The following is a 21,731-nucleotide window of genomic DNA, read 5'->3' on the forward strand; positions in this document are numbered from 1 at the left end:
CATTAAACCACAACCCGTTCACGCTGTGGATAAAAATCTGGTAACGAGCTTACTGCGACTTCTGCTGGCGGCGATGACGCCACACTTCAATTACGCCTGGCAGTATAGAAACCACGATGATGCCGACGATCAGCAGCTTCAGGTTCTCCTGCACAACCGGCAGGTCGCCAAACAGATAACCGGCGTAAGAGAACAGCAGCACCCACAGCAGTGCGCCCGTCACATTGTAGAGCGCGAAGTGGCGATAAGACATGTGTCCCATCCCCGCCACAAAGGGGGCAAAGGTTCGCACGATTGGTACAAAGCGCGCAAGTATAATGGTCTTGCCGCCGTGGCGATCGTAGAACGCGTGGGTTTTATCCAGGTAACTGCGACGGAAAATTTTCGAGTTCGGGTTGCTGAACAGCTTCTCACCGAACAGACGCCCAATCGTGTAGTTCACCGCATCACCGAGGATGGCGGCGATCACCAACAGCGTTACCATCAGGTGTACGTTGAGATCGTTCCCCGGCAAGGCCGCCAGCGCACCGGCAACAAACAGCAGGGAATCACCTGGCAGGAACGGCGTGACCACCAAACCGGTTTCACAGAACAGAATCAGGAACAGAATGGCGTAAATCCAGATGCCGTACTGCGCCACCAGCTCGGCCAAATGCACATCAATATGCAGAATAAAATCGACTAAAAAGTGGATGAAATCCATATAACCACAACTCCCCTAACACCCAACAATTAACGGTTAATCTGCGAGGAACAACGGTCCCAACGCAGGCTGAGGTAATGCAAAGTGGGATGGATAATCCACCGCTACCAAATAAAGCCCCTCGGCTTTGGCGGTCGCCGCCGCCAGCTTACGATCTTTGGCCGCGAGCAGCGTCGCCATCCACTCTTCCGGCTGGTTGCCGGTGCCGATTTCCATCAGGCTGCCGACAATATTACGCACCATGTGATGTACAAATGCATTGGCTTTGATATCCACCACCACATACGGCCCATGACGCGTGACGTTGAGATGCATCACGTTGCGCCACGGCGTGCGTGACTGACACTGCACCGCGCGGAACGAAGTGAAGTCATTCTCGCCAATCAGCGCCTGACCAGCGCGCTGCATCTTCTCTGCATCCAGCGGATGGTAATAATGGGTAATGCCATTGCCCAGAATCGCCGGACGCAGCCGATGGTTGTAAATCACGTAGCGATAGCGGCGTGCCGTGGCGCTAAAACGCGCATGGAACTCGTCCGGCACCGCTTTCACCCAGCGCACCGCGATGTCATCAGGCAGATTGGCATTCACACCCAACGTCCAGGCCGCGTCAGCACGCGGTGAGGTGGTTTCGAAATGCACCACTTGTCCGGTGCCATGCACACCAGCATCGGTACGGCCCGCGCAGAACACCACCACCGGATGATCGGCCACTTTCGACAACGCCTTTTCCAGCTTTTCCTGCACGCTGCGCACTTCATTTTGCCGCTGCCAGCCGTAATAACGGCTGCCATCGTATTCAATACCCAACGCCAGCTTAAGCGTTTTCCCTTCAGGCAACATTAATAGAAATACTCCTGCACCAGTTTCTCAGCGGTTTTCACCGCCATCAGTGCACCGCCGAAACGGATGTTGTCTGCCACAGACCAGAACTGCAGCAGCTCTGGGATGCCGTAATCATTGCGCACGCAGCCAATGCTCAGCACGTCGCTGCCGGACGCATCGCCCACCTGCGTGGGGTAATCGCTCTCTTCAGTCAGGTTGATATCACCGGAGCGGCCCAGTTCATCGCGCGCTTCTTCTGCAGAGAGCGGACGCAGATTCTCCACGTGTACGATCTGCGCATTGCCGTAGAACACCGGCGCCTGCACGCTGCTTACCGCGATCGGCAAACCTTCGTCCTGCAGCACTTTACGTACCTGCTCAACCACGCGACGTTCGCTCTCGACGCTGCCATTGCTGTCCGCCAGCAGCGGCAAAATGTTGAACGCCAGCTGGCGGCCAAAATAGTGCGTTTCCGCCGGCACGCCGTTCAGCAAACGCGCACTTTCACCGGCCAAACCATCAACCGCCGCTTTACCATGGCTTGAGGCCGCAATCAGGTTGGTAACCTGCAAACGGCTCAGACCGGCCAGATCCACCAGCGGTTTGATTGAGCACAGCAGCTGGCTTACCAGGCTGTCGGCAACGGTAATGATGTTGCGATTGCGGTAATCCGCCAGCACCTGTGGATTCACATCCGGCACCACCAGCGGCACATCCGGTTCGAGCGCAAACAGATCGCTGCTATCGATCACCAGACAACCCTGGCTGGCGGCTTCTTCGGCATAGCGCGCCGAGGCTTCACGACCCGCAGTGAAGAACGCCAGCTGCACTTGCGTCCAGTCAAATTCGGCCACGTCCTGCACCAGCACGGTACGTCCCTCAAAACGTTTGTTCTCACCGGCACCGTTTTCACTCGCCAGCAAATACAACTCACCAACCGGGAACTGGCGTTCAGCCAGCAGTTCCAGTACAGCGTTCCCTACTGCGCCTGTTGCGCCCAAAAGCGCGATATTCCAGCCGTCAGACATGTTGGTTACTCCAGAGATTGACACAAAAACAGAAGGCGATGAAAACATCGCCCGAGATTTAGGAATTATCCCCCGCAATAGTGCAGGTGATTGAAATTTCTTTACAAACTGGCGCGGAAGCCAAGCTGATTGAGCATCGCAGCCGTCTCCGCATCATCGCAATGCACCTGCAGCGATGACCATTCACGACGCTCTTGATATTGCTTGCGCAGGCGATCAAACTCGCCTGGCTTTGCCGCCACTTTACGCAGTGGCGCATCGTCGCGGCGCACATCATACACCAGATGCACTAAGCGTTTTAGCGTTGGCTGATCGAGCTTGCCGCGTAAAGTGACAGAACCGAATTCAGGTGCCGGCAGCAGGCTTTCCACCGCCACCTGCTGCGGCTGGCCGATAAAGTCGCACCAGGCTTCAAACACTTGCGTGGTGCCGCGCGCTTTACCTTCCAGCGTGTAGCCAGCGATATGGGCGGTGGCGATATCCACTTTATCCAGCAGATCGAGCGACAGATCCGGCTCCGGCTCCCACACATCCAATACCACGCTAAGATCGTGGCGCATCTTCAGCACTGCCAGCAGCGCCGCGTTATCTACCACCGCACCGCGGCAGGCGTTGATCAGAATAGTGTTGGGTTTGAGCGCCATCAGCAGCGCCGCATCGGCCAAATGCCAGCTTTTATACGGGCCATCTTTAAACAGCGGCGTGTGGAAGGTCAGGATGTCGGCCTGCGCCACCAGATCATCCAGCGAATGGAAGGTTTCCTGATCGCCACGATCGGCGCGCGGTGGATCGCACAGCAGCGTTTTCACGCCCCAGGCTTGCAGACGCTTCTGCAGGCGGCCGCCAACATTCCCCACGCCAACAATGCCCACGGTGCGATCGCGCAATTCAAAACCATCGCGCTCCGCCAGCAGCAGCAGCGAGGAGAACACATACTCCACCACCGCAATGGCATTACAGCCAGGCGCCGCAGAGAAGCTGATGCCTGCCGCCGCCAGTGATGCTTCATCAATATGATCGGTGCCGGCGGTCGCGGTGCCGACAAACTTCACCGGCGTACCGGCCAGCAGTGCCGCATTCACTTTGGTGACGGAACGCACCATCAATCCGCTGGCGTCCTGCAGCTCAGCTTCCGGCAACGGACGGCCGGGCACCGCGAGCACATCGCCGGTGCGGCTGAAGAGTTCACGGGCATAAGGCATATTTTCATCGACGAGAATTTTCACTGCGGCGGTCCTGTCTGCAAAAATTTAAGGCGCGTATTTTGCCATAAAGCCGGGGATTAACCTAACCGACTGCGATAGCGATCGGGCGTGGTACCGGCCTGCTGCTGGAACATCACAATGAGCGCCGACGCCGAGCTGTAACCCAGCTCGTGAGCGATGCCCTGCACGCTGCAACCCTGCTCCAGCAGCGCGATAGCACGCAGAAAGCGTAAACGCTGCCGCCACTCGCTGAATGACATATTCAACTGCTGCTGACAGCGTCGCGCTAGCGTACGCTCGGTGGTGAACACGCGCTTCGCCCATTGTGCCAGCGTGGTGTTATCGCCGGGATGCGCTTCAAGCGCGCGCAGAATCGGCGCGAGGAATTTGTCATCTGACATCGGCAAATAGCTGTTATGCACCGGCGCCAGACGCAGGCGATCGATCAACACTTCACACATGCGCCAGTCGGCTTGCGTTTGCGGCTGCTCCAGTTCACGGCGGGCAAAATCATTCATGATGGCATGCCCAATGGCATCGACATGCAATAAACAGGCTTTATCCGGCAGGCCCGCGCAGAGATCGGCGGCGAGATTAAAGGTGCGAAAACGCGCTTCGTTGTGGTTGTAGCTGCTGTGACGATGGCCGGCCGGAATCCAGATCGGGATATCTGCGGGCGTCAGCAGACGTTCGCCCTCCACTTCCATCTCCAGCACGTGGCTGGTGACGAAAATCACCTGACCCCAATCATGCGCATGGGTGAGGTATTCGGTTTTGGCGTTGACCTCGTCATAACGCATGAAGAAGCGCAGCAAAGGCGCATCAATCGGCGGCTGGTATTCGACTTGTAGATTCATTCTGTCCGGTCACTAACAAATATTGTCCGATTTTAACTATCTGCTTTAAACCGGTCAAACGTAAACTATTCGCGATTATCTGAGGAGCTGTATCATGAATTTACTGTTTCCGCTGATCGCGGTGCTGATCTGGTCGATCAACACTATCGTCAGCAAACTCTCGGCGGGAAGTATCGATCCTGCGGCGATCTCCTTCTATCGCTGGCTGCTGGCGCTGATAGTGCTGACACCGTTTTGCCTGCCGGGCGTGTGGCGCCATCGTCACACCATTAAAGCCAACGGCTGGCGATTACTGTTCCTGGGTCTGCTTGGCATGGTGCTGTATCAAAGTCTCGCCTATTACGCGGCGCACAGCGTTTCTGCGGTGATGATGGGAATTCTCGGCGCGACCATTCCGCTGCTGACCATCCTGCTCAGTCTGGTTGTGCTGCGCCTCGCGCCGACGCGCGGCATTCTAATTGGCGGCGTGTTGTCGTTCGCCGGTTTGGTATGGCTGGTGAGCGAAGGCAATCCGGCGCAGCTGCTGAATCAACGGCTCGGCAATGGCGAATTGATGATGCTGGCAGCATCGACCTCGTACGCCTTGTACGGCGTGCTGACCAAGCGCTGGGCGATTCCGCTGCCGACCTGGCAAAGCCTGTATGTGCAGATTTTCTTTGGCGTGCTGCTATTGCTGCCTGGCTTCCTGCGCGCGCCGGATGTCACGCTCAACATGCACAATCTGCCGCTGGTGCTGTATGCCGGGCTGTTTGCGTCGATCATCGCGCCGTTCCTGTGGATCCTTGGCGTGCAGCGTTTGGGCGCCAGCACCACCAGCATATTCATGAACTTCGTGCCGGCGTTTACGGCCATTATTGCCGTGATGTTCCTGCATGAGCAGCTGCATGGCTATCACTGGATTGGCGGCGGCATGACGTTAGTCGGTGTTATTCTGGCGCAACGGCTGAAAACCCCGCTGCGTAAGCCGCGCAGCGCGACCCTTCCCGATCCCGCCGCCTGATTTTATTATCCGGAAAGGCCGCAGCCCCCGTGGATTTCCTGGGGGCTTTTGCTATGATGTGGCCTCTTTTTTCCGGCGCACCCGGATCTGACCCGTTTTCAAGGATTCCGCCATGCAACCTCTCAGCGGTCCCGGTGTGCCCGCGGGCGATCGTTCCCCTTTATCTCAGGCCACTGGCCCAACGCGACCTGGCGGTCCAGCCGGTGAGCAGCCGCTTTCTCCTGCCCAGCGCACCACGCTGGAACGTCTGATTGTTCGCATTATGTCTTTGAGTACGCTGAAAGCGCCGGAACTCTGGGCTGGCGTGCGGCATGAAGTCGGGGTGAAGAGTGAGGCGGAGCTGCAATCGCGCCACTTCCCGGCGGCGGAGCAGCATCTCAACGGTCGCTTAACCCAGGTGCAAAACAGTCTTGCTACGCGCCAGCTGCTGCAACAGCTGCTGGAAAAATTGCCGCAGGGCAATAATCGCCAGGCGGTGAGCGATTTTATTCGTCAGCAGTTTAACCAAACGGTGTTGAGCGCGTTGTCGCAGGACCAGCTGCGTCAGGTGCTGACGATGTTGCAAAACGGTCAGATGGCGATCCCGCAGCCGCAGCAAACGCGCGTCTCCGATCGCAGCTTGTTGCCGGCAGAACAGCAGTCGCTGAATCAGCAGGTGACGCGCCTTGCGGCGAAAACCGGTGAATCGCCGGTGAAACTGCTGGCCGATACGCTGAAGCTGGTGAATCTGAAAAGCGGCGATCCGATTCCCTCACGCCACTTCCCGCTGCTGACGCAATATTTGCAGGTGCGCCAGACGCTGGCTCAGCACAGTGCGCCAACCTTGCAGATGCTGGAAACCTCACTGCGCCAGCCGTTAACCCATGATGAGCAGCGACTGCTGGAAGATTACAGCCAGCAACGTTTCCAGGCGCTGCCGACCACCGTGCTGACGCCAGCGCAGACGCAGGATCTGCTGAATCTGCTGTTTAGCCGCCGCGCCGAGAAACTGCACGAACAGCCGCTGGCCGATAGCGAAATTCGGCCGCAGCCAATCTGGTCGCCGTTTATTCAGATGTTGCCGCAACCGCTGGCGCAGCGCCCGGCACTCACGCTGATTGCCGGTATCTTCCTGTTTATCTTCCTACTGTGGCTGTTTATCTAGCAGCCGCAGTTGGCAGCGGGCGTGGCGAGAATTGCGGTCCAGCTGCCAGTCAGCCAGCGACTGGGCTTTGCGGCGCTGACACCCGGGGGAGATTGTCAGCGCCTGCGATAAGCTGGTTACGCTGTTGTCGCAGCCCGCGCAAACCTCCAGGTAACCAGAATGCCCAGCGCCGCACAACAGGCTCCCGCGACATAGACCGAGCCGTAACCCAGCGCCGTCGCCAGTAAGCCGGTCAACGGGCCGCTGGCACCGTACGCGATATCCTGAAATGCAGAGAAACCGCCAAGCGCGGTGCCGCGAATCTGTGGCGATACGCGTTTAATCACTTCAACGCCCAGCGCCGGGAAGATCAGCGAGCAGCCGCAGCCGGTCAAAGCCGCGCCAATCAGCGCCATCCAGCCAGAAGTGGCGAACGCCAGTAGCAGCAGACCGGCGGTTTCCACCAGCAAAGAGATCATCGCTACTTTTACGCCGCCGTGACGATCCGGCAAGCCGCCAAAGAACACGCGCACCAGCACAAACGCACAGCCGAAGGCGGTCAGCGCAAAACCGGCGTTGCCCCAGTTTTCCGCAGCAAAATAGAGTGATGTAAAGGTGCCGATCACCGCAAAACCGGTGCCCTGCAGCGCCAGCGCCAGTCCCGGCTGAAAGATGGTTTTCACTACGCTAAGCAGCGATGGCCGCTCGCCGCCCACCACCTGCACTTTGCGGATCCAGCCATTTATCGCCAGCGACAGCAGCGGCAACAGCAGCGCAACCGCACCGAGAGCAGCAAAGCCGCCGTGCTGATTGATCAGCAAGCCGAGCGGTGCGCCAGCCGCCAGCGATCCATAAATCGCCATGCCGTTCCATGACATCACTAATCCAGAACGTTTGCTGCCCACCAATCCCATGCCCCAGGTCAGATTGCCGGTCAGCAGCAGGCTTTCGCCGAATCCTAACAGCAAGCGCCCCACTGCCAACAAACCAAACTTCATCCACGGAGAAACCGGTAACAACGCGGCCGCCAGATACGCCACGCCCACCAGCGCGATGGCCAGCATGCCGTGCTGAGTGGTGAGTTTCGCACCGTGTTGATCGGCTCGACGCCCGGCAAAGCTGCGCGTCAACAGCGTGGCGAAGAACTGAATCCCCACCGCCACGCCAACCATCAGGTTACTCATACCGAGTTCATGATGGACATACAGCGGGATGACCGGCAGCGCGAGGCCAGCGGTCAGATAGGTGAGGAATACCGCAAAGGAGGTGCAGGCCAGCGGCATAACGGATTGCGTCTGCGCGTCAGCAGTCGTGGTCATGGTGGGTCGAACTCCTTGTAATAACCAGACACGCGCTTGCTGCCAAAACAGAAACGGGATATTTGGTTCACACTAAGCTAAAAGTGATAATTTTGTTTCGGATGGAGTGGGAGTGTAGGCAAGCTGAAGGTGGAATGTCAAAACAACAAGGGCCGGATAACCGGCCCTTGTGATATTGCTAGCATAATTAGGTCGCCATGAATGGCGATCCTACGGGATTATGCTGGCAACTTACGCATGGTCAGAGTGGCGTTAGTCCCGCCGAAGCCAAAGCTGTTCGACATCACGGTGGTCAGCGCTTTATCAGTCGGTTTGGTCACGATGTTCAGACCTTTGCCCGCTTCATCCAGCTCTTCCACGTTGATGCTTGGCGCGATGAAACCGTGCTCCAGCATCAGCAAAGTGTAGATCGCTTCCTGCACGCCCGCCGCACCCAGTGAATGACCGGTCATGGCTTTGGTAGCAGACAGTGATGGGCAGTTATCGCCGAACACTTCGCGAATCGCACCCAGCTCTTTCACATCACCAACCGGCGTAGAAGTGCCGTGGGTATTGAGGTAATCGATTGGGGTATCCAGACCTTGCATCGCCATCTTCATGCAGCGCACTGCGCCTTCGCCTGAAGGAGCTACCATGTCTGCGCCATCTGAGGTTGCGCCGTAGCCCACGATCTCAGCATAAATGTGTGCACCACGTGCCAGAGCGTGCTCCAGCTCTTCAACCACCACCATACCGCCGCCGCCAGCGATAACGAAGCCGTCACGGTTGGCATCGTAAGTACGTGAGGCTTTTTCTGGCGTTTCGTTGTATTTGGTCGACAGTGCGCCCATCGCATCGAACTCACAGGCCATTTCCCAGCTCAGCTCTTCACCGCCGCCAGCAAATACAATGTCCTGTTTACCCAGCTGAATCTGCTCAACCGCATTACCGATGCAGTGTGCAGAAGTAGCACAGGCTGAACTGATGGAGTAGTTCACGCCGTGAATTTTGAACGGGGTTGCCAGGCAAGCAGAAACGCCTGAACCCATCGCCTTGGTCACCACATAAGGACCGACCGCTTTCAGGCCGCGTGGGCTACGCATGGCGTCAGCACCAAATACCTGATAACGCGGAGAACCGCCGCCAGAACCGGCAATCAAACCCACACGTGGGTTTTGCTGATACTGTTCGTCAGTCAGGCCTGAGTCTTTGATCGCTTCGGCCATTGAAAGGTAGGCATAAATAGAGGCATCACTCATAAAACGCACGATTTTGCGATCGATGAGCCCGTTGGTATCCAGTTTGACGTTGCCCCATACGTGGCTGCGCATACCGGCATCTCTCATCTCTTCAGAGAAAGTAATACCGGAACGGCCTTCACGCAGAGAAGCCAGCACTTCTTGCTGGTTATTACCAATGCTGGAAACAATACCCAGGCCAGTAATCACTGCACGTTTCATTCAATAATCCTCGTTCCACATATTTGGATGTGGTGCACTCTAGCGTACAGTTGTAAGCCGAACAAGTCCGATCAGCCATTTCCCTTTGTAAATTTGCGTCATGTGACGTCTATCGCTAAACTCGCGCCACTGCCTGAAATATGAGCCTTTCCCGTGAAATTAACCCCGGTTGAACACGCCCAAATAAACTGGAATGAACAGGGTACACCTGTGTCCCGAGCGTTCGGCGACGTCTATTTCTCCAACGATAATGGACTGGAGGAAACGCGCTATGTGTTCCTTGATGGCAACCATATTCCGCACCGTTTTGCTGTACATTCACGCGATTTATTTATTGTCGCCGAAAGCGGTTTTGGGACTGGTCTGAACTTTCTTACCCTGTGGCAAGCCTTCGATCGCTTCCGCAATGAGCAACCCAACGCCACTTTGCAGCGTCTGCACTTTATCAGCTGCGAGAAATTCCCGCTGACGCACGCCGATCTGGTGGCTGCACATGCCCATTGGCCGGAGCTTAAGCCGTGGGCCGAACAGCTGCAACAGCAGTGGCCGCAGGCGTTGCCGGGTTGTCAGCGCCTGCTGTTTAACGGCGGCGAAGTCACGCTGGACCTCTGGCTTGGTGATATTAACGCGCTAATTCACACCTTTGATGACAGCCTCAATCGTCAGGTGGATGCGTGGTTCCTTGATGGCTTCGCGCCGGCAAAAAACCCTGAGATGTGGACGCCAGATCTGTTCGCCGCGATGACGCGCCTCGCCCGGCCGGGCGGCACGCTGGCGACTTTTACCGCGTCGGGGTTTGTGCGACGCGGGTTGCAGGACGCCGGTTTCAATATGCAGAAGCGCAAAGGCTTTGGTCACAAACGTGAAATGCTGGTCGGCGTGCTGGAGCAAGCCGCTGCATTGCCGCACAGCCAGCCGTGGTATGCGCGCCCGCCGGCAGGCAGCAATGAAGTGGCGCTGATTGGCGGCGGCATCGCCAGCGCAGTATTGGCGCTGGCGCTGCTGCGACGCGGTTGGCGCGTAACGCTCTACTGCGCCGATGACGCGCCCGCGCTGGGCGCATCCGGCAATCGTCAGGGCGCGCTCTATCCGCTGCTGAATCAGCACGATCCCGCGCTGGCCACCTTCTTCCCGGCGGCTTTTGGTTTTGCCCGACGTCTGTACGATCGGCTGCCAGTGGAGTTTGAGCATGACTGGAGCGGCGTGTTGCAGCTGGGCTGGGATGATAAAAGCGCGGAGAAAATTGCGCAGATGCTCAACATGGCACTGCCGCATGACATCGCGTACGGTGTTAATAAAGAAGAAGCGCAACAGCTGGCGGGCGTTGAACTTGATGTCGGCGGGATTTTTTATCCGCAAGGCGGCTGGCTGTCGCCTGCACAGCTGACCAGCAATCTGCTGGAGTACGCGCAATCGCGGGGATTACACCTGCACTGGCTGCATCGCGTCACGCAATTAACGCGCGATGAAGATCGCTGGACGCTGCACTTTAGCGAGCAGCCGCTGGTGCAGCATTCCCAAGTGGTGCTGGCGAATGGTCACGCGTTGCTGGAACTTGAGCACAGTAAAACGCTGCCGGTGTACGCGGTGGCGGGACAAGTGAGCCACGCGCCGACTAATCCGTCGTTGGGCGCGCTGCGCACCGTGCTGTGTTACGACGGCTATCTCACGCCGGTCAGCCCGAACTTCGCCACCCATTGCATCGGCGCCAGCTATCATCGTGGCGATACCGCCACAGATTTCCGCGCCGACGATCAGCAGGAGAATCGCCAACGGCTGATTAACTGTCTGCCGCAGAGCCAATGGCCGCAACAGGTTGATGTGTCCGATAACCAGGCGCGCAACGGCGTGCGCTGTGCCACGCGCGATCATCTGCCGATGAGCGGCAGCGCGCCAGATTATGAAGCGACACTCACGCAATACGCCGATCTGCCAGAACAGCGTGCGCGCGGTGCAAGCGTAGCCGATGCGCCGGTGCATAACGGTTTGTTTGTGTTGGGCGCATTAGGTTCGCGTGGTTTGTGCAGCGCACCGCTGGCGGCCGAAGTGCTGGCGGCGCAGATGAGCGGCGAACCGCAGCCGCTGGATGCAGCCACGCTGGCGGCGATGAGTCCAAATCGCTATTGGGTGCGAAAACTGCTGAAGGGTAAAAAAGCGGGTCGATAATCTGCGGGGCGAGCGATCGCCCCGAGACGTTAAGCGGTTTGACGGGCCTGCAGGAACAGATTGTCCCACATGCCGGTGACCAGCGCCTGATCGCGTGGTGACAGTTCGCCAGCAGCAATGGCTTTTTGCAGGCTGTTGGTGACGTGAGTTTGCAGCGCTTCCGGCGTGTGTTCACCGCTCAGCTCTATCTCCGCCACTGCCAGGGTCAGATGACCACGCAGATAGCCGCCTGCAAACAGCTCGTCATCGCTGGCGTGATCGACCATGTCATCAATCAGGGCCAGAATGCGGGTTTCAAATTCTACGATCATCTCTTCCTCTCTTCTTATAACCTTCGCGGATTACAGATCTTCCGGCCAGGGGAATTGTGCCGCCGTCAGTGGCGGCGTGCCGTAATAATTCGTCAGTGCATCGATGAAGCGAGCTGGTCGTGCCGGAATGCCCTGCTGCAGATACGTCATCACCTGTGCATGCACTTTGCGCTGAAACGCTATGCGATCTGGCTCACAATCGCCTTCGAGATTGTCACAACTTACGTTGAAGGGAAAGCCCGCCGCCACGCAGAATAACCACTCCAGCGCCTGCGGTTTTACCTCAACCGATTCGAACTGGCTCTGCGTTTGCGCATCGCGTCCGTCCGGACAATACCAATAACCAAAATCCACCAGCTTGCGGCGCGCTTCACCGGCAATGCACCAGTGGGAAATTTCATGCAGTCCGCTGGCGTAGTAGCCGTGCGCGAACACCACGCGATTCCACGGTGAGGTTTCATCCGCTGGAAGATAAATAGGTTCGTCGTCGCCTTTAATTAGACGGGTCTGAAAATCGTCAACGAAGCAGCCATCAAAGATGGCAATCAGCTGATCGTAATGGTGTGTTGTACTCATAATTTTTAATCTTTAAAAAAACCGGCGCCATTGTCGCATTGGCAGCCGGTCTTGACGAGTGTTGGATTACAGCGTGGCCAGCCAGGCCATCAGTTCTGCGCCATGACTGTCCCATAACAATTTAGCGCTCATTACCGCAGAAACGATCACTACCATGGGGCGAATCAGTTTCTGACCACGGCTCAATACCAGCCTGGCGCCGAGGCGCGCGCCGATAAAGGCGCCGAGCAACATAATCGCGCCGGTGCCCCACACCACTTTTCCGCCGAACATAAAGAACAGCAAACTGCCAAAATTCGAGGTGAAATTTAGGATTTTGGCGTGGGCGGTGGCTTTCGCCAGATTGAAGCCGCACAGCGTAACAAAGGCCAGCGCATAGAACGAGCCGGCGCCGGGACCAAAGAAGCCATCGTAGAAGCCGACGCAGCCGCCGCCCACCAGCGCATAGGGCAAACCGTGCAGACGACGTTCGCGATCGGCTTCACCCAAACGCGGCATCAGCAGGAACCACAAACCGATGCAGATCAGCAGCAGCGGTAAGATTTGGCGCAGCACATCCGCTTGTAAGTGCTGAATCAGAATGGTGCCAGCAATCGCGCCAAGGAAAGTCATGGCGATATTCAGCCACTGCTCGCTCAGATTCACCGCACCACGTCGGATGAAATAGAGGCTGGCGGAGAACGATCCGCCGACCGATTGCAGCTTATTGGTGGCTAACGCCTGTGCAGGCGACAGCCCGGCAGCCAATAAGGAAGGCACGGTGAGTAAACCACCGCCACCGGCAATGGAGTCGATAAACGCCGCCAGCACCGCCACAAAAAACAGCACACAAAGGATGAGTGGGCTGACAACGAACCAATCCATTGAAATACCTACAGAAGATGCTTATCAAGTAAAGCCTGGCAAGACGGCGGCAATGGCGGCGTTTTCTTCATCGGCGGCGTGCTGCCTGGTTTTTTCGGCAGGAACCAGCTGTCCAGCTCAGCGCCACAGCCATCACCCGCCGGTTGAGGTGCCTGGTCTTCACACTCCAGACTGCCCGCCGGGCACCGCAGACGCACGTGCATGTGCGCGCGATGGGCGAACCACGGACGCACTTTATTCAACCACGCGCGATCGCTGCCAGCATCGGCGCAAAGCTGCCTTTTGATTGCCGGATTGACGAAGATACGCGTCACTTCATCATCTTTCGCCGCCAGTTTAATCAGGCTATCGATTTGCGGCTGCCAGTGACGCGCAATCACCTGTTTGTCATCGGCAGAAACCAGATCGAGCGGCTGCGGCTTGAGCAATTGCTGCGCCGTCCAGCGGGTTTTCGGCAGCTGCAGCCAGATATCGACGTCTAAACCAGTTTGATGGCTGGCGTGGCCGCTGCTAAAGCGTCCACCCGCCGCCATGCCCATATCGCCAATCAGCACTTGTCCCAGCTGAAGCTGATGAACCTGGGTGCTGAGACGCTGAATAAAGGCGATCAGATCGGGATGGCCGAAATAGCGGCGCTGATCCTGGCGCATCACCTGATAATTGGGTGAGTTAAGCGGCAACTGCTGCGCACCCATAATACAGCCGTTGGCGAAACCGCCAATCGACTGCGGGCTGCCGGCAATCGGCTGATGAATTTGCTGCCACGGCGTGGCAGCAACGGCGGCCGCACTGCATAGCAGCGCGGCACAGATAATGAGCAGACGGCGCATCATCGGGTTTACCAGCGCGGAACGCTGCTGTTGACGTCACCGTTTTGCGCACGCTGGCGCAGCAGGTGATCCATCAACACAATCGCCATCATCGCTTCGGCAATCGGCACGGCGCGAATGCCGACGCAGGGATCGTGACGACCTTTGGTGATCATCTCGACTTCTTCACCCTCGCGGGTGATGGTGTTGCCTGGCACGGTGATGCTGGAGGTCGGTTTCATCGCCAGATTGGCGCTAATGGTTTGGCCGCTGCTGATGCCGCCCAGAATGCCGCCCGCGTGATTGCTCTGGAAACCGTTGGCACGGATCTCATCGCGATGTTGACTGCCGCGCTGATTGATCACCGCAAAACCGTCACCGATCTCCACGCCTTTCACCGCGTTGATGCTCATCAGCGCATGCGCTAAATCCGCATCCAGACGATCAAATACCGGCTCGCCCAGGCCCGGCGGCACGTTCTCTGCCAGCACGGTAACCTTGGCGCCGATGGAATCGCCCTCTTTTTTCAGGCCGCGCATCAGCTCATCCAGCGCTTCCAGTTTGGAGGCATCCGGGCAGAAGAACGGGTTCTCTTCCACGATGCTCCAGTCTTTCAGCTCGCAGGCCACATCGCCAATCTGCGCCAGATAGCCGCGCACCACGATGCCGTGCTTCATCTGCAGATACTTCTTGGCAATCGCCCCTGCCGCCACGCGCATCGCGGTTTCACGCGCCGAAGAGCGGCCGCCGCCACGGTAGTCGCGCAGGCCGTATTTCTGCTCGTAGGTATAATCGGCATGGCCAGGACGGAACAGATCTTTGATGGTGCCGTAATCCTGTGAACGCTGGTCGGTGTTCTCAATCAGCAAACCGATTGAGGTTCCCGTCGTCACGCCCTCAAACACGCCAGACAAAATTTTCACCTGATCCGGCTCGCGGCGCTGCGTGGTATAGCGCGAAGTGCCAGGACGACGACGATCGAGATCGTGCTGGATGTCGGCTTCCGTCAGCGGAATGCCGGGTGGCACACCGTCAACGATGCAGCCCAGCGCAATACCATGCGACTCGCCAAAAGTGGTTACGCGAAAAACTTGTCCGATGCTGTTTCCGGCCATGCTGGTTCCTTGTTGCGATGTTGCGGGCGAGCGCTCGCCCTCTTATTTAGTCTTTGTAAAATGAGAAGTGATGCTGTGCCGCCACGATTTGCTCGCGCGTCAGCATAAACACGCCGTCACCGCCGTTATCAAATTCCAGCCAGGTAAACGGCACGTCTGGATACTGATCGATCATGTGCACCATGCTGTTACCCACTTCGCAAATCAGCACGCCTTGCTCAGTGAGGTAATCCGGCGCACAGGCCAGAATGCGACGCACCAGTTTCAGGCCGTCGCTGCCCGCCGCCAGACCGAGTTCCGGCTCGTGGCGATATTCGTTCGGCAGATCGTCCATATCTTCCGCATCCACGTACGGTGGATTGGTGACGATCAGATCGTATTTCACCGGCGGCAAGTTGCGGAACAGATCGGCGCGGATTGGCGTGACGTGGTTCAGCAGGCCGTGCTCTTCAATGTTCTGCTCGGCGACAGCCAGTGCATCGGTGGAGATATCGACTGCATCCACTTCCGCTTCCGGGAAGGCGTAAGCGCAGGCAATGGCGATGCAGCCGCTGCCGGTACACATATCCAGAATGTGATGAGGCGAATCGCTGATCAAACCAGCAAAGCGGTTCTCAATCAGTTCACCAATCGGTGAACGCGGCACTAATACGCGCTCATCAACGTAAAATTCGTGGCCACAGAACCAGGCTTTGTTGGTGAGATACGCCACCGGAATGCGCTCGTTGACGCGGCGAATCACGCGCTCAACAATGCGATGACGCTCGCTGGCAGTCAGGCGCGCATTGCGCATATCTTCTGGAATATCCAGCGGCAGCCATAGCGTTGGCAGAACCAGTTGGACTGCTTCGTCCCAGGGATTATCCGTGCCGTGGCCGTACCAAATGCCTGCCGCCGAAAAACGGCTGACAGCCCAGCGCAGCATGTCCTGAATGGTGTGCAGTTCATTCACTGCCTCATCGACGAATATCTTGTCCACGTAGCCCTCCGCAGGCCATAAAATCAATCGGCCGATAGTGTGCCACGAAGCCGGGCAGAATTCAGCGCAGCGAGGCGAAAAAGCTGACATTTGTTAACAGTAACGGTTAAGGTATGCCACCGGCTGTTTAACCAGCCTTTTCTGACCCAATCACAGAGCCATGAGTAAGAAAACGCCGCTAAGCCAGGACGATCAGGAGATGTTCCGCCAGTTAATGAGTGGAACCCGCAAGCTGAAACAGGACACTATCGTGCATAAACCGGTAGTGAAAACGCGCGAAGTACCGCTTAAACGCCTGCTTTCAGAACAGGTCGATAACAGCCATTATTTTTCAGACGAGTTTCAGCCGTTGCTGTCGAGCGAAGGTCCGGTGCGCTACGTGCGGGCAGATGTCAGCCATTACGAGCAGAAGAAATTGCGTCGTGGCGATTACACGCCGGAAATTTTTCTCGATCTGCATGGCTTAACGCAGATGCAGGCCAAGCAGGAACTCGGCGCGTTGATTGCCGCCTGTCGTCGTGAACATCTGTTCTGCGCCAGCGTGATGACCGGGCACGGCAAACACATCCTCAAGCAGCAAACACCGCTGTGGCTGGCACAACATCCGCATGTGATGGCGTTTCATCAGGCACCGAAAATGTTTGGCGGCGATGCCGCACTGCTGGTGCTGATAGAGGTAGAGGAGTGGCAGCCGCCTGAATTGCCGTGACATGCCGCGCTACAAAAGGATAGGGCCGCGTTTGCGGCCCACAGAGAAATGTATAACTTTAGGGAATTAAATCGCTTTAGCCAATTTTGACGGGCTGACCTGCCACTCCAGATTGCCTTCGCAGGCCTCTGCATCAAAGTTTACGCAGGCTATTGCCGAGGTCGCGAACATCGGCGGCGCTTCCTGCGGGCAGAGTTCAGACACCAGATAACCCACCAGCGGCAGATGCGAAATCACCAGCGCCGATTTAACCCCTTTTTGTGCCAGCGCCTGCAGATAGCAAGCCACCATGCCTGGATCGCCGCCCGGCGTCAGTTCCGGCAAAACATCCTGCCCTTCTGGCAATTTCAGGGTTTCGCGCACCGTGGCGAGCGTTTGCTCGGCACGCAGGTAAGGACTGACTAATACCCGATCAATTTCTGGCGTTTTGCCGTTGAGCCAGCTCGCCATCGCTCTCGATTCATCACAGCCACAGAGTGTGAGAGGTCGAACGGAATCACTCGCTGCTTCCAGAGCTGCATCGCCATGACGCATGATAAAAACTTGCATAAAGCACCGCTGTTGTTTGTCGATATCGGCCGGTACCACAGCACCAGACGCTTCATTCTGCGAATGAACGGTGTGTTTTACCCCAATGGCTTCAGTATAGTCAACCGGTTGTTTATTAAATAAGCATATCTCAGAATGGTGCCGCGCTTACCGCTGCACGGCCCGCTGACTAACCCGCTGAATCTGTGCGCCTATTCACGATTGTGCAGAAGTGTAAAAATTCGTTTGCTGTTCTGACATTGCGATCAGCGCCTCACTCGGCGCAAAACGCTCGCCATGTTGCTGCATTAATGACCTTAATGCTTTGACGATATCGCCAATGCCGCGCTGATCCATATAGCGGAACGGACCGCCAAGGAACGGCGGAAAACCGATGCCAAATACCGCCGCAATATCGCCATCCCGCGCGTTGCGGATCACCGCTTCATCCAGACAGCGTGCCGCTTCGTTCAGCATCATCAATACGCAGCGCTCAGCGATCTGCGCTGCGCTCTGCCTCGCCTGCGGTTTGATATTCAGCAGTGAATAAAGGGAAGCATCGACTTTGCGTTTTCCCGGCCAGCGCGAACGTTGATAGAGGTAAAACCCTTTGTGATTTTTGCGCCCTTTTCTGCCGTCGGCCAGAATGGCGTTCGCGGCGTTGGGGGCGCTGAAACGTAAACCGTAAGCCTGCTCGAGAATCGGGCTGATCTTGCTGCCGACATCAATGCCCACTTCATCCAGCAGCTGCAGCGGCCCAACCGGGAAACCAAACTTCACCAGAGCGCGATCGATATGCTCAATCGGCTCACCTTCCTGCAAGCAGTGCATCGCTTCATTTATATAGGGCGCGAGAATGCGGTTAACGTAAAAGCCGGGACGATCCGCCACCACCACCGCCGTTTTGCCCTGCTGACGCGCCAGCTGCACCGTATTTGCCAGCGTTTGCGCCGAGGTATTGGCGTGAGGAATCACCTCCACCAGCGGCATTTTGTCCACAGGACTGAAGAAATGCAGACCGATCACGTTTTCAGGCCGCTGGGCTTTGGCTGCGATATCAGCAATTGGCAGCGACGAAGTATTGGAGGCGAAAATGGTGTGCGGCTGGCAATGACTTTCTATTTCGCTGACCATCTGTTGCTTGAGCGCCAGATCCTCAAATACCGCTTCAATCACCAGATCGCGCTGGCTAAATCCCTGGTAATCGGTGCCACCGCTGATGCGCGCCATCTGCTGCTGGCGTTCGGCGGCTTTTAGCTGACGCCGCTTCACCTTGTTGCTCAGCAGATCCCAGCTGTATTGCAGCGCATGATTCACGCCGACCAGATTGATGTCTTTAATGCGCACTGGCAAACCGGCTTTCAGCGCCGTAACGCTGGCGATGCCGCCGCCCATCAAACCGCCGCCGAGCACGCCAATCTGCTTCAGCACTTGCGGCTCGACACTGGCCATCGACTCTTTCTTTAAGGCAGTTGAGGCGAAGAACAAACTGCGCAGCGCGGCCGATTCTGGCGTCATCGCCAGTTGGCCAAAGGCGCGCGCCTCCGCTTCGTGTCCGGCGCTACTGCCCTGCTCCAGACCGATGCGCACCACGTCAAGAATGCGCTGGGCCGCTGGATAGTTGCCCTGGGTTTTGCTGTGGGTTTGCCGCTGCGCCAGCGAGAACAGCACCTGACGCGCGATTGGTCCCTGCAGAAAACGATCGCGGCGCGAAAGCTCCCGCCGTGCGCCTTTTCCTTTGTGTACGCGCGCAATCGCCGTTTCCAGCAGAATTGATTGCGGCACCGCGTCATCGACAATCCCCAGCTTGAGCGCCTGTTTAGCGCGCAGCTGTTTGCCGGTGAGGATCAGCGGCAGTGCCTGCTGCGCGCCAATCAGGCGCGGCAAACGTTGCGTACCGCCAGAACCCGGCAGCAGACCGAGCTGTACTTCCGGCAAACCGAGGCGCGTTTTGTCATCCAGCGAACAGATGCGCGCATCGCAGGCCAGCGCCAGTTCCAGACCGCCGCCGAGGCAGGCACCGTGAATCGCCGCCACTACCGGAAACGGCAGCGCGGCAATCATCGCCATCACATCTTGTCCCTGCTTTGCCAGCGCCTCAGCTTCCTGCGCCGTTTTGCAGTTGGCGATCATGCTGATATCCGCACCAGCAACAAAGTTGTCTGGCTTGCCGGAGATCAACACTAATCCAGCCAACTGCTGATGGCTGCGCGCTTCGTCCAGCACCGCTTTGATCTGCGGCACAAACTCGGCCTTCAGCGTGTTCATCTTCTCGCCCGGCACATCGATGGTGATCACACCGACGTGGTCGAGGCGCATGTGTAAATGAAAGGCGGATTCGCTCATTATTCGGCCTCCAAAACCATTGCCGTGCCCAGGCCGCCCGCCGCGCAGGCGGTGACCAATCCCAATCCGCCACCGCGCCGCCGCAGTTCCTGCAGCGTTTGCGTGATCATGCGTGCGCCAGTGGCGGCAAACGGATGACCATAAGCAATCGATCCGCCAAGCACGTTAAAGCGCTCTTCATTGACTTCACCTAACGCATGCGGACGATTCAGCACCTCGCGCGCAAAGCGTTCGTCACGGAACATTTTCAGGTTGGCTAAGGTTTGTGCGGCAAAGGCTTCGTGCATATCAATCAGCGTCAGATCGTTGAGCATTATGCCGGCGCGCTCCAGCGCCAGCGGCGAGGCGTAGGCCGGTCCAAGCAGCATATCCTGCCAGACATCAATCGCCGTAAAAGCATAGCTGCGCAGATAGCCGAGCGGCTGAATGCCGAGTTCGCGCGCGCGCCCTTCACGCATCAGGATCACCGCTGCGGCACCATCGGTCAGCGGCGTGCTGTTGGCGGCGGTCACCGAACCGTGGCGACGATCGAACGCCGGGCGCAGTTTGGCGTAATCGGCGGCGCTGGCGTTGAAGCGAATATTGTTGTCCTGCTCGATGGGCGCTTTCCACGGCGGCACAAATGCGGGCATCACTTCCTGGCTTAACACGCCCGATTGCCAGGCGTGCGCCGCATGCTGGTGCGAACGCAGCGCTAACGCGTCCTGCTGTTCACGCGTGATGCCGTGACTTTTCGCCATCTGCTCGGCGGTATCGCCCATGCGTAATCCGGTGGAATACTCCGCTACCGCCGGTGGCACCGGCAACAGATCGCGCGGACGCAAACGACGCAGGATGCTGAGTTTTTGACTAAAGCTGCGCGCTTTGTTGAGATCCACCAGCGCACGCGCCAGAGTTTTACTGACGCCAATCGGCAGCACCGAGGATGAATCCGCGCCACCGGCAATGCCGGCATCGATGGTGCCCGCCATTAAACTTTCCGCCACGTTTGCCACCGCCTGAAAACTGGTGGCGCAGGCGCGACTAACGCTATACGCATCGGTATGCACGCCTAATCCGCTGCTCAGAACAATTTCACGTGCAATGTTGGGCGCTTCCGGCATCTGCACCACCTGACCAAACACCAGCTGATCGATAACGTCGACCGGTAATTCGCTGCGCGCCATCAGTTCGCTGATCACCATGCGTCCCAGCTCCAGCGCGGGAATGCCGTGGAAATCGGTCGCCTGACGGGTAAAAGGGGTGCGTAATCCGTGGGTTATGGCGATACGTTCGCCCTGACGCGTCAGCAGCGGCTGCGCTTTGCTCATTGCAATCACCTGTAATTTTCGACCGGGGCATCATTGCCAAACAGGTCTGACCTGATCATCAGTGTTAACTAAGTGTTGCTAAGTAGCCAATAAGCAGAGGAAAAAAGTGCGAGGGAATACACGAAAATGAGTTAAGGCTGCCGAAGGGGTTTCGGCAGCGGCATGATTAGCGTAGGCCGAGCTGGAAAATCAGGGTTTCGGCCTGGCAGGCAAAGGTGAAGTCGATAGACAGGCGCACCGCGTCGCCTTCATTGGCAAAATCCGCGCGAATATCGCAAGGATCGGATTCCACCTGACGCGCGCGCTCAGTCAAATGCGCCAGCATCGCTTCCGCCGCATGACGGTCGGCAAATACGCCAGACCAGCTTGCGGTGCAATCGGTGTTATCCATCACGGTTCCCACATCGACACAGCAGCAGGCCGCCGTTTCGTTGGCATTACACTTTTTAATGGCATCAGTCATGATTCTCTCCTGACGATAATTTCAACATAATCGGATTATTTTCTGCCGCAAAGTGT

At 57.4% G+C, this 21,731-nt stretch carries 21 protein-coding genes; 4 read left to right on the forward strand and 17 right to left on the reverse strand.

The features are described 5' to 3' along the window. Positions 1–49: 49 nt before the first annotated feature. The 5 genes from K5Y33_RS09110 to K5Y33_RS09130 all read right to left on the reverse strand — a co-directional run bounded on the left by K5Y33_RS09110 (position 50) and on the right by K5Y33_RS09130 (position 4,618). Complete coding sequence (locus tag K5Y33_RS09110; RefSeq protein WP_101763636.1) at positions 50–703, reverse strand: DedA family protein; 654 nt, start codon at positions 701–703, stop codon at positions 50–52. 36 nt (positions 704–739) lie between these two features. After that, positions 740–1,546 (reverse strand): tRNA pseudouridine(38-40) synthase TruA, encoded by an 807-nt coding sequence (gene truA / locus K5Y33_RS09115; RefSeq protein ID WP_101763635.1) that lies wholly within the window; start codon positions 1,544–1,546, stop codon positions 740–742. Continuing rightward, a complete protein-coding gene (locus K5Y33_RS09120) occupies positions 1,546–2,556 on the reverse strand; it encodes an aspartate-semialdehyde dehydrogenase (protein ID WP_101763634.1) in 1,011 nt (336 codons plus the stop codon). The genes truA and K5Y33_RS09120 overlap by 1 nt, the downstream gene beginning before the upstream one ends. A 101-nt stretch (positions 2,557–2,657) precedes the next feature. Further along, on the reverse strand, positions 2,658–3,782 hold the full coding sequence (gene pdxB, locus K5Y33_RS09125) for a 4-phosphoerythronate dehydrogenase PdxB (RefSeq protein WP_222233744.1): 1,125 nt from the start codon (positions 3,780–3,782) through the stop codon (positions 2,658–2,660). Between the two features lie 56 nt (positions 3,783–3,838). Then, positions 3,839–4,618: a helix-turn-helix domain-containing protein gene (locus K5Y33_RS09130; protein WP_192411461.1), complete on the reverse strand. Its 780-nt coding sequence runs from the start codon at positions 4,616–4,618 to the stop codon at positions 3,839–3,841. A gap of 94 nt (positions 4,619–4,712) precedes the next feature. On the opposite strand from K5Y33_RS09130, the gene K5Y33_RS09135 reads away from it, so the two are divergent. Together K5Y33_RS09135 and flk are read left to right on the forward strand one after the other, a co-directional pair. Further along, on the forward strand, positions 4,713–5,618 hold the full coding sequence (locus tag K5Y33_RS09135; RefSeq protein ID WP_222233745.1) for a DMT family transporter: 906 nt from the start codon (positions 4,713–4,715) through the stop codon (positions 5,616–5,618). Between the two features lie 112 nt (positions 5,619–5,730). Next, complete coding sequence (gene flk / locus K5Y33_RS09140) at positions 5,731–6,762, forward strand: flagella biosynthesis regulator Flk (protein ID WP_210081324.1); 1,032 nt, start codon at positions 5,731–5,733, stop codon at positions 6,760–6,762. A 116-nt stretch (positions 6,763–6,878) separates the two neighbouring features. Here the strand turns inward: flk and K5Y33_RS09145 are convergent, their stop codons facing one another. Next, positions 6,879–8,060, reverse strand: a complete 1,182-nt coding sequence (locus tag K5Y33_RS09145; protein WP_222233746.1) for an MFS transporter — start codon at positions 8,058–8,060, stop codon at positions 6,879–6,881. A gap of 218 nt (positions 8,061–8,278) precedes the next feature. Next, the gene (gene fabB / locus K5Y33_RS09150) at positions 8,279–9,499 is read right to left on the reverse strand and encodes a beta-ketoacyl-ACP synthase I (protein WP_110866552.1); all 1,221 of its coding nucleotides are present in this window, start codon (positions 9,497–9,499) and stop codon (positions 8,279–8,281) included. Between the two features lie 153 nt (positions 9,500–9,652). Between fabB and mnmC the strand changes: the two genes are divergently transcribed. Then, the gene (gene mnmC, locus K5Y33_RS09155) at positions 9,653–11,665 is read left to right on the forward strand and encodes a bifunctional tRNA (5-methylaminomethyl-2-thiouridine)(34)-methyltransferase MnmD/FAD-dependent 5-carboxymethylaminomethyl-2-thiouridine(34) oxidoreductase MnmC (protein WP_222233747.1); all 2,013 of its coding nucleotides are present in this window, start codon (positions 9,653–9,655) and stop codon (positions 11,663–11,665) included. A gap of 29 nt (positions 11,666–11,694) precedes the next feature. Here the strand turns inward: mnmC and K5Y33_RS09160 are convergent, their stop codons facing one another. The 6 genes from K5Y33_RS09160 to prmB all read right to left on the reverse strand — a co-directional run bounded on the left by K5Y33_RS09160 (position 11,695) and on the right by prmB (position 16,319). Further along, positions 11,695–11,976 carry a YfcL family protein gene (locus K5Y33_RS09160; RefSeq protein ID WP_008101252.1) on the reverse strand — a complete coding sequence of 94 codons (282 nt, stop codon included), beginning with the start codon at positions 11,974–11,976 and terminating at the stop codon, positions 11,695–11,697. Between the two features lie 30 nt (positions 11,977–12,006). Beyond that, positions 12,007–12,552, reverse strand: a complete 546-nt coding sequence (locus K5Y33_RS09165) for an elongation factor P hydroxylase (protein WP_110866550.1) — start codon at positions 12,550–12,552, stop codon at positions 12,007–12,009. Between the two features lie 66 nt (positions 12,553–12,618). Further along, positions 12,619–13,416 (reverse strand): sulfite exporter TauE/SafE family protein, encoded by a 798-nt coding sequence (locus tag K5Y33_RS09170; RefSeq protein WP_101763625.1) that lies wholly within the window; start codon positions 13,414–13,416, stop codon positions 12,619–12,621. 8 nt (positions 13,417–13,424) lie between these two features. Continuing rightward, a complete protein-coding gene (gene mepA, locus K5Y33_RS09175; RefSeq protein ID WP_370634104.1) occupies positions 13,425–14,249 on the reverse strand; it encodes a penicillin-insensitive murein endopeptidase in 825 nt (274 codons plus the stop codon). Positions 14,250–14,254: 5 nt separating this feature from the next. Continuing rightward, on the reverse strand, positions 14,255–15,340 hold the full coding sequence (gene aroC, locus K5Y33_RS09180; RefSeq protein ID WP_101763624.1) for a chorismate synthase: 1,086 nt from the start codon (positions 15,338–15,340) through the stop codon (positions 14,255–14,257). Positions 15,341–15,386: 46 nt separating this feature from the next. Then, the gene (gene prmB, locus K5Y33_RS09185; protein ID WP_110866547.1) at positions 15,387–16,319 is read right to left on the reverse strand and encodes a 50S ribosomal protein L3 N(5)-glutamine methyltransferase; all 933 of its coding nucleotides are present in this window, start codon (positions 16,317–16,319) and stop codon (positions 15,387–15,389) included. A 160-nt stretch (positions 16,320–16,479) separates the two neighbouring features. On the opposite strand from prmB, the gene smrB reads away from it, so the two are divergent. After that, positions 16,480–17,028 (forward strand): endonuclease SmrB, encoded by a 549-nt coding sequence (gene smrB, locus K5Y33_RS09190; RefSeq protein ID WP_101763622.1) that lies wholly within the window; start codon positions 16,480–16,482, stop codon positions 17,026–17,028. 66 nt (positions 17,029–17,094) lie between these two features. Here the strand turns inward: smrB and sixA are convergent, their stop codons facing one another. The 4 genes from sixA to K5Y33_RS09210 all read right to left on the reverse strand — a co-directional run bounded on the left by sixA (position 17,095) and on the right by K5Y33_RS09210 (position 21,675). Continuing rightward, the gene (gene sixA / locus K5Y33_RS09195; protein WP_222233748.1) at positions 17,095–17,577 is read right to left on the reverse strand and encodes a phosphohistidine phosphatase SixA; all 483 of its coding nucleotides are present in this window, start codon (positions 17,575–17,577) and stop codon (positions 17,095–17,097) included. Between the two features lie 195 nt (positions 17,578–17,772). Further along, a complete protein-coding gene (gene fadJ / locus K5Y33_RS09200; protein ID WP_222233749.1) occupies positions 17,773–19,902 on the reverse strand; it encodes a fatty acid oxidation complex subunit alpha FadJ in 2,130 nt (709 codons plus the stop codon). Then, positions 19,902–21,212, reverse strand: coding sequence for an acetyl-CoA C-acyltransferase FadI (gene fadI, locus K5Y33_RS09205; protein WP_222233750.1), 1,311 nt, complete (start codon positions 21,210–21,212; stop codon positions 19,902–19,904). Before fadI ends, fadJ begins: the two co-directional genes overlap by 1 nt. Before the next feature lie 166 nt (positions 21,213–21,378). Further along, a complete protein-coding gene (locus tag K5Y33_RS09210) occupies positions 21,379–21,675 on the reverse strand; it encodes a YfcZ/YiiS family protein (RefSeq protein ID WP_101763619.1) in 297 nt (98 codons plus the stop codon). Positions 21,676–21,731 lie beyond the last annotated feature (56 nt).

Source organism: Pantoea sp. DY-17 (genome assembly GCF_019795975.1).
In the GTDB taxonomy this organism is placed as follows: domain Bacteria; phylum Pseudomonadota; class Gammaproteobacteria; order Enterobacterales; family Enterobacteriaceae; genus Pantoea; species Pantoea leporis.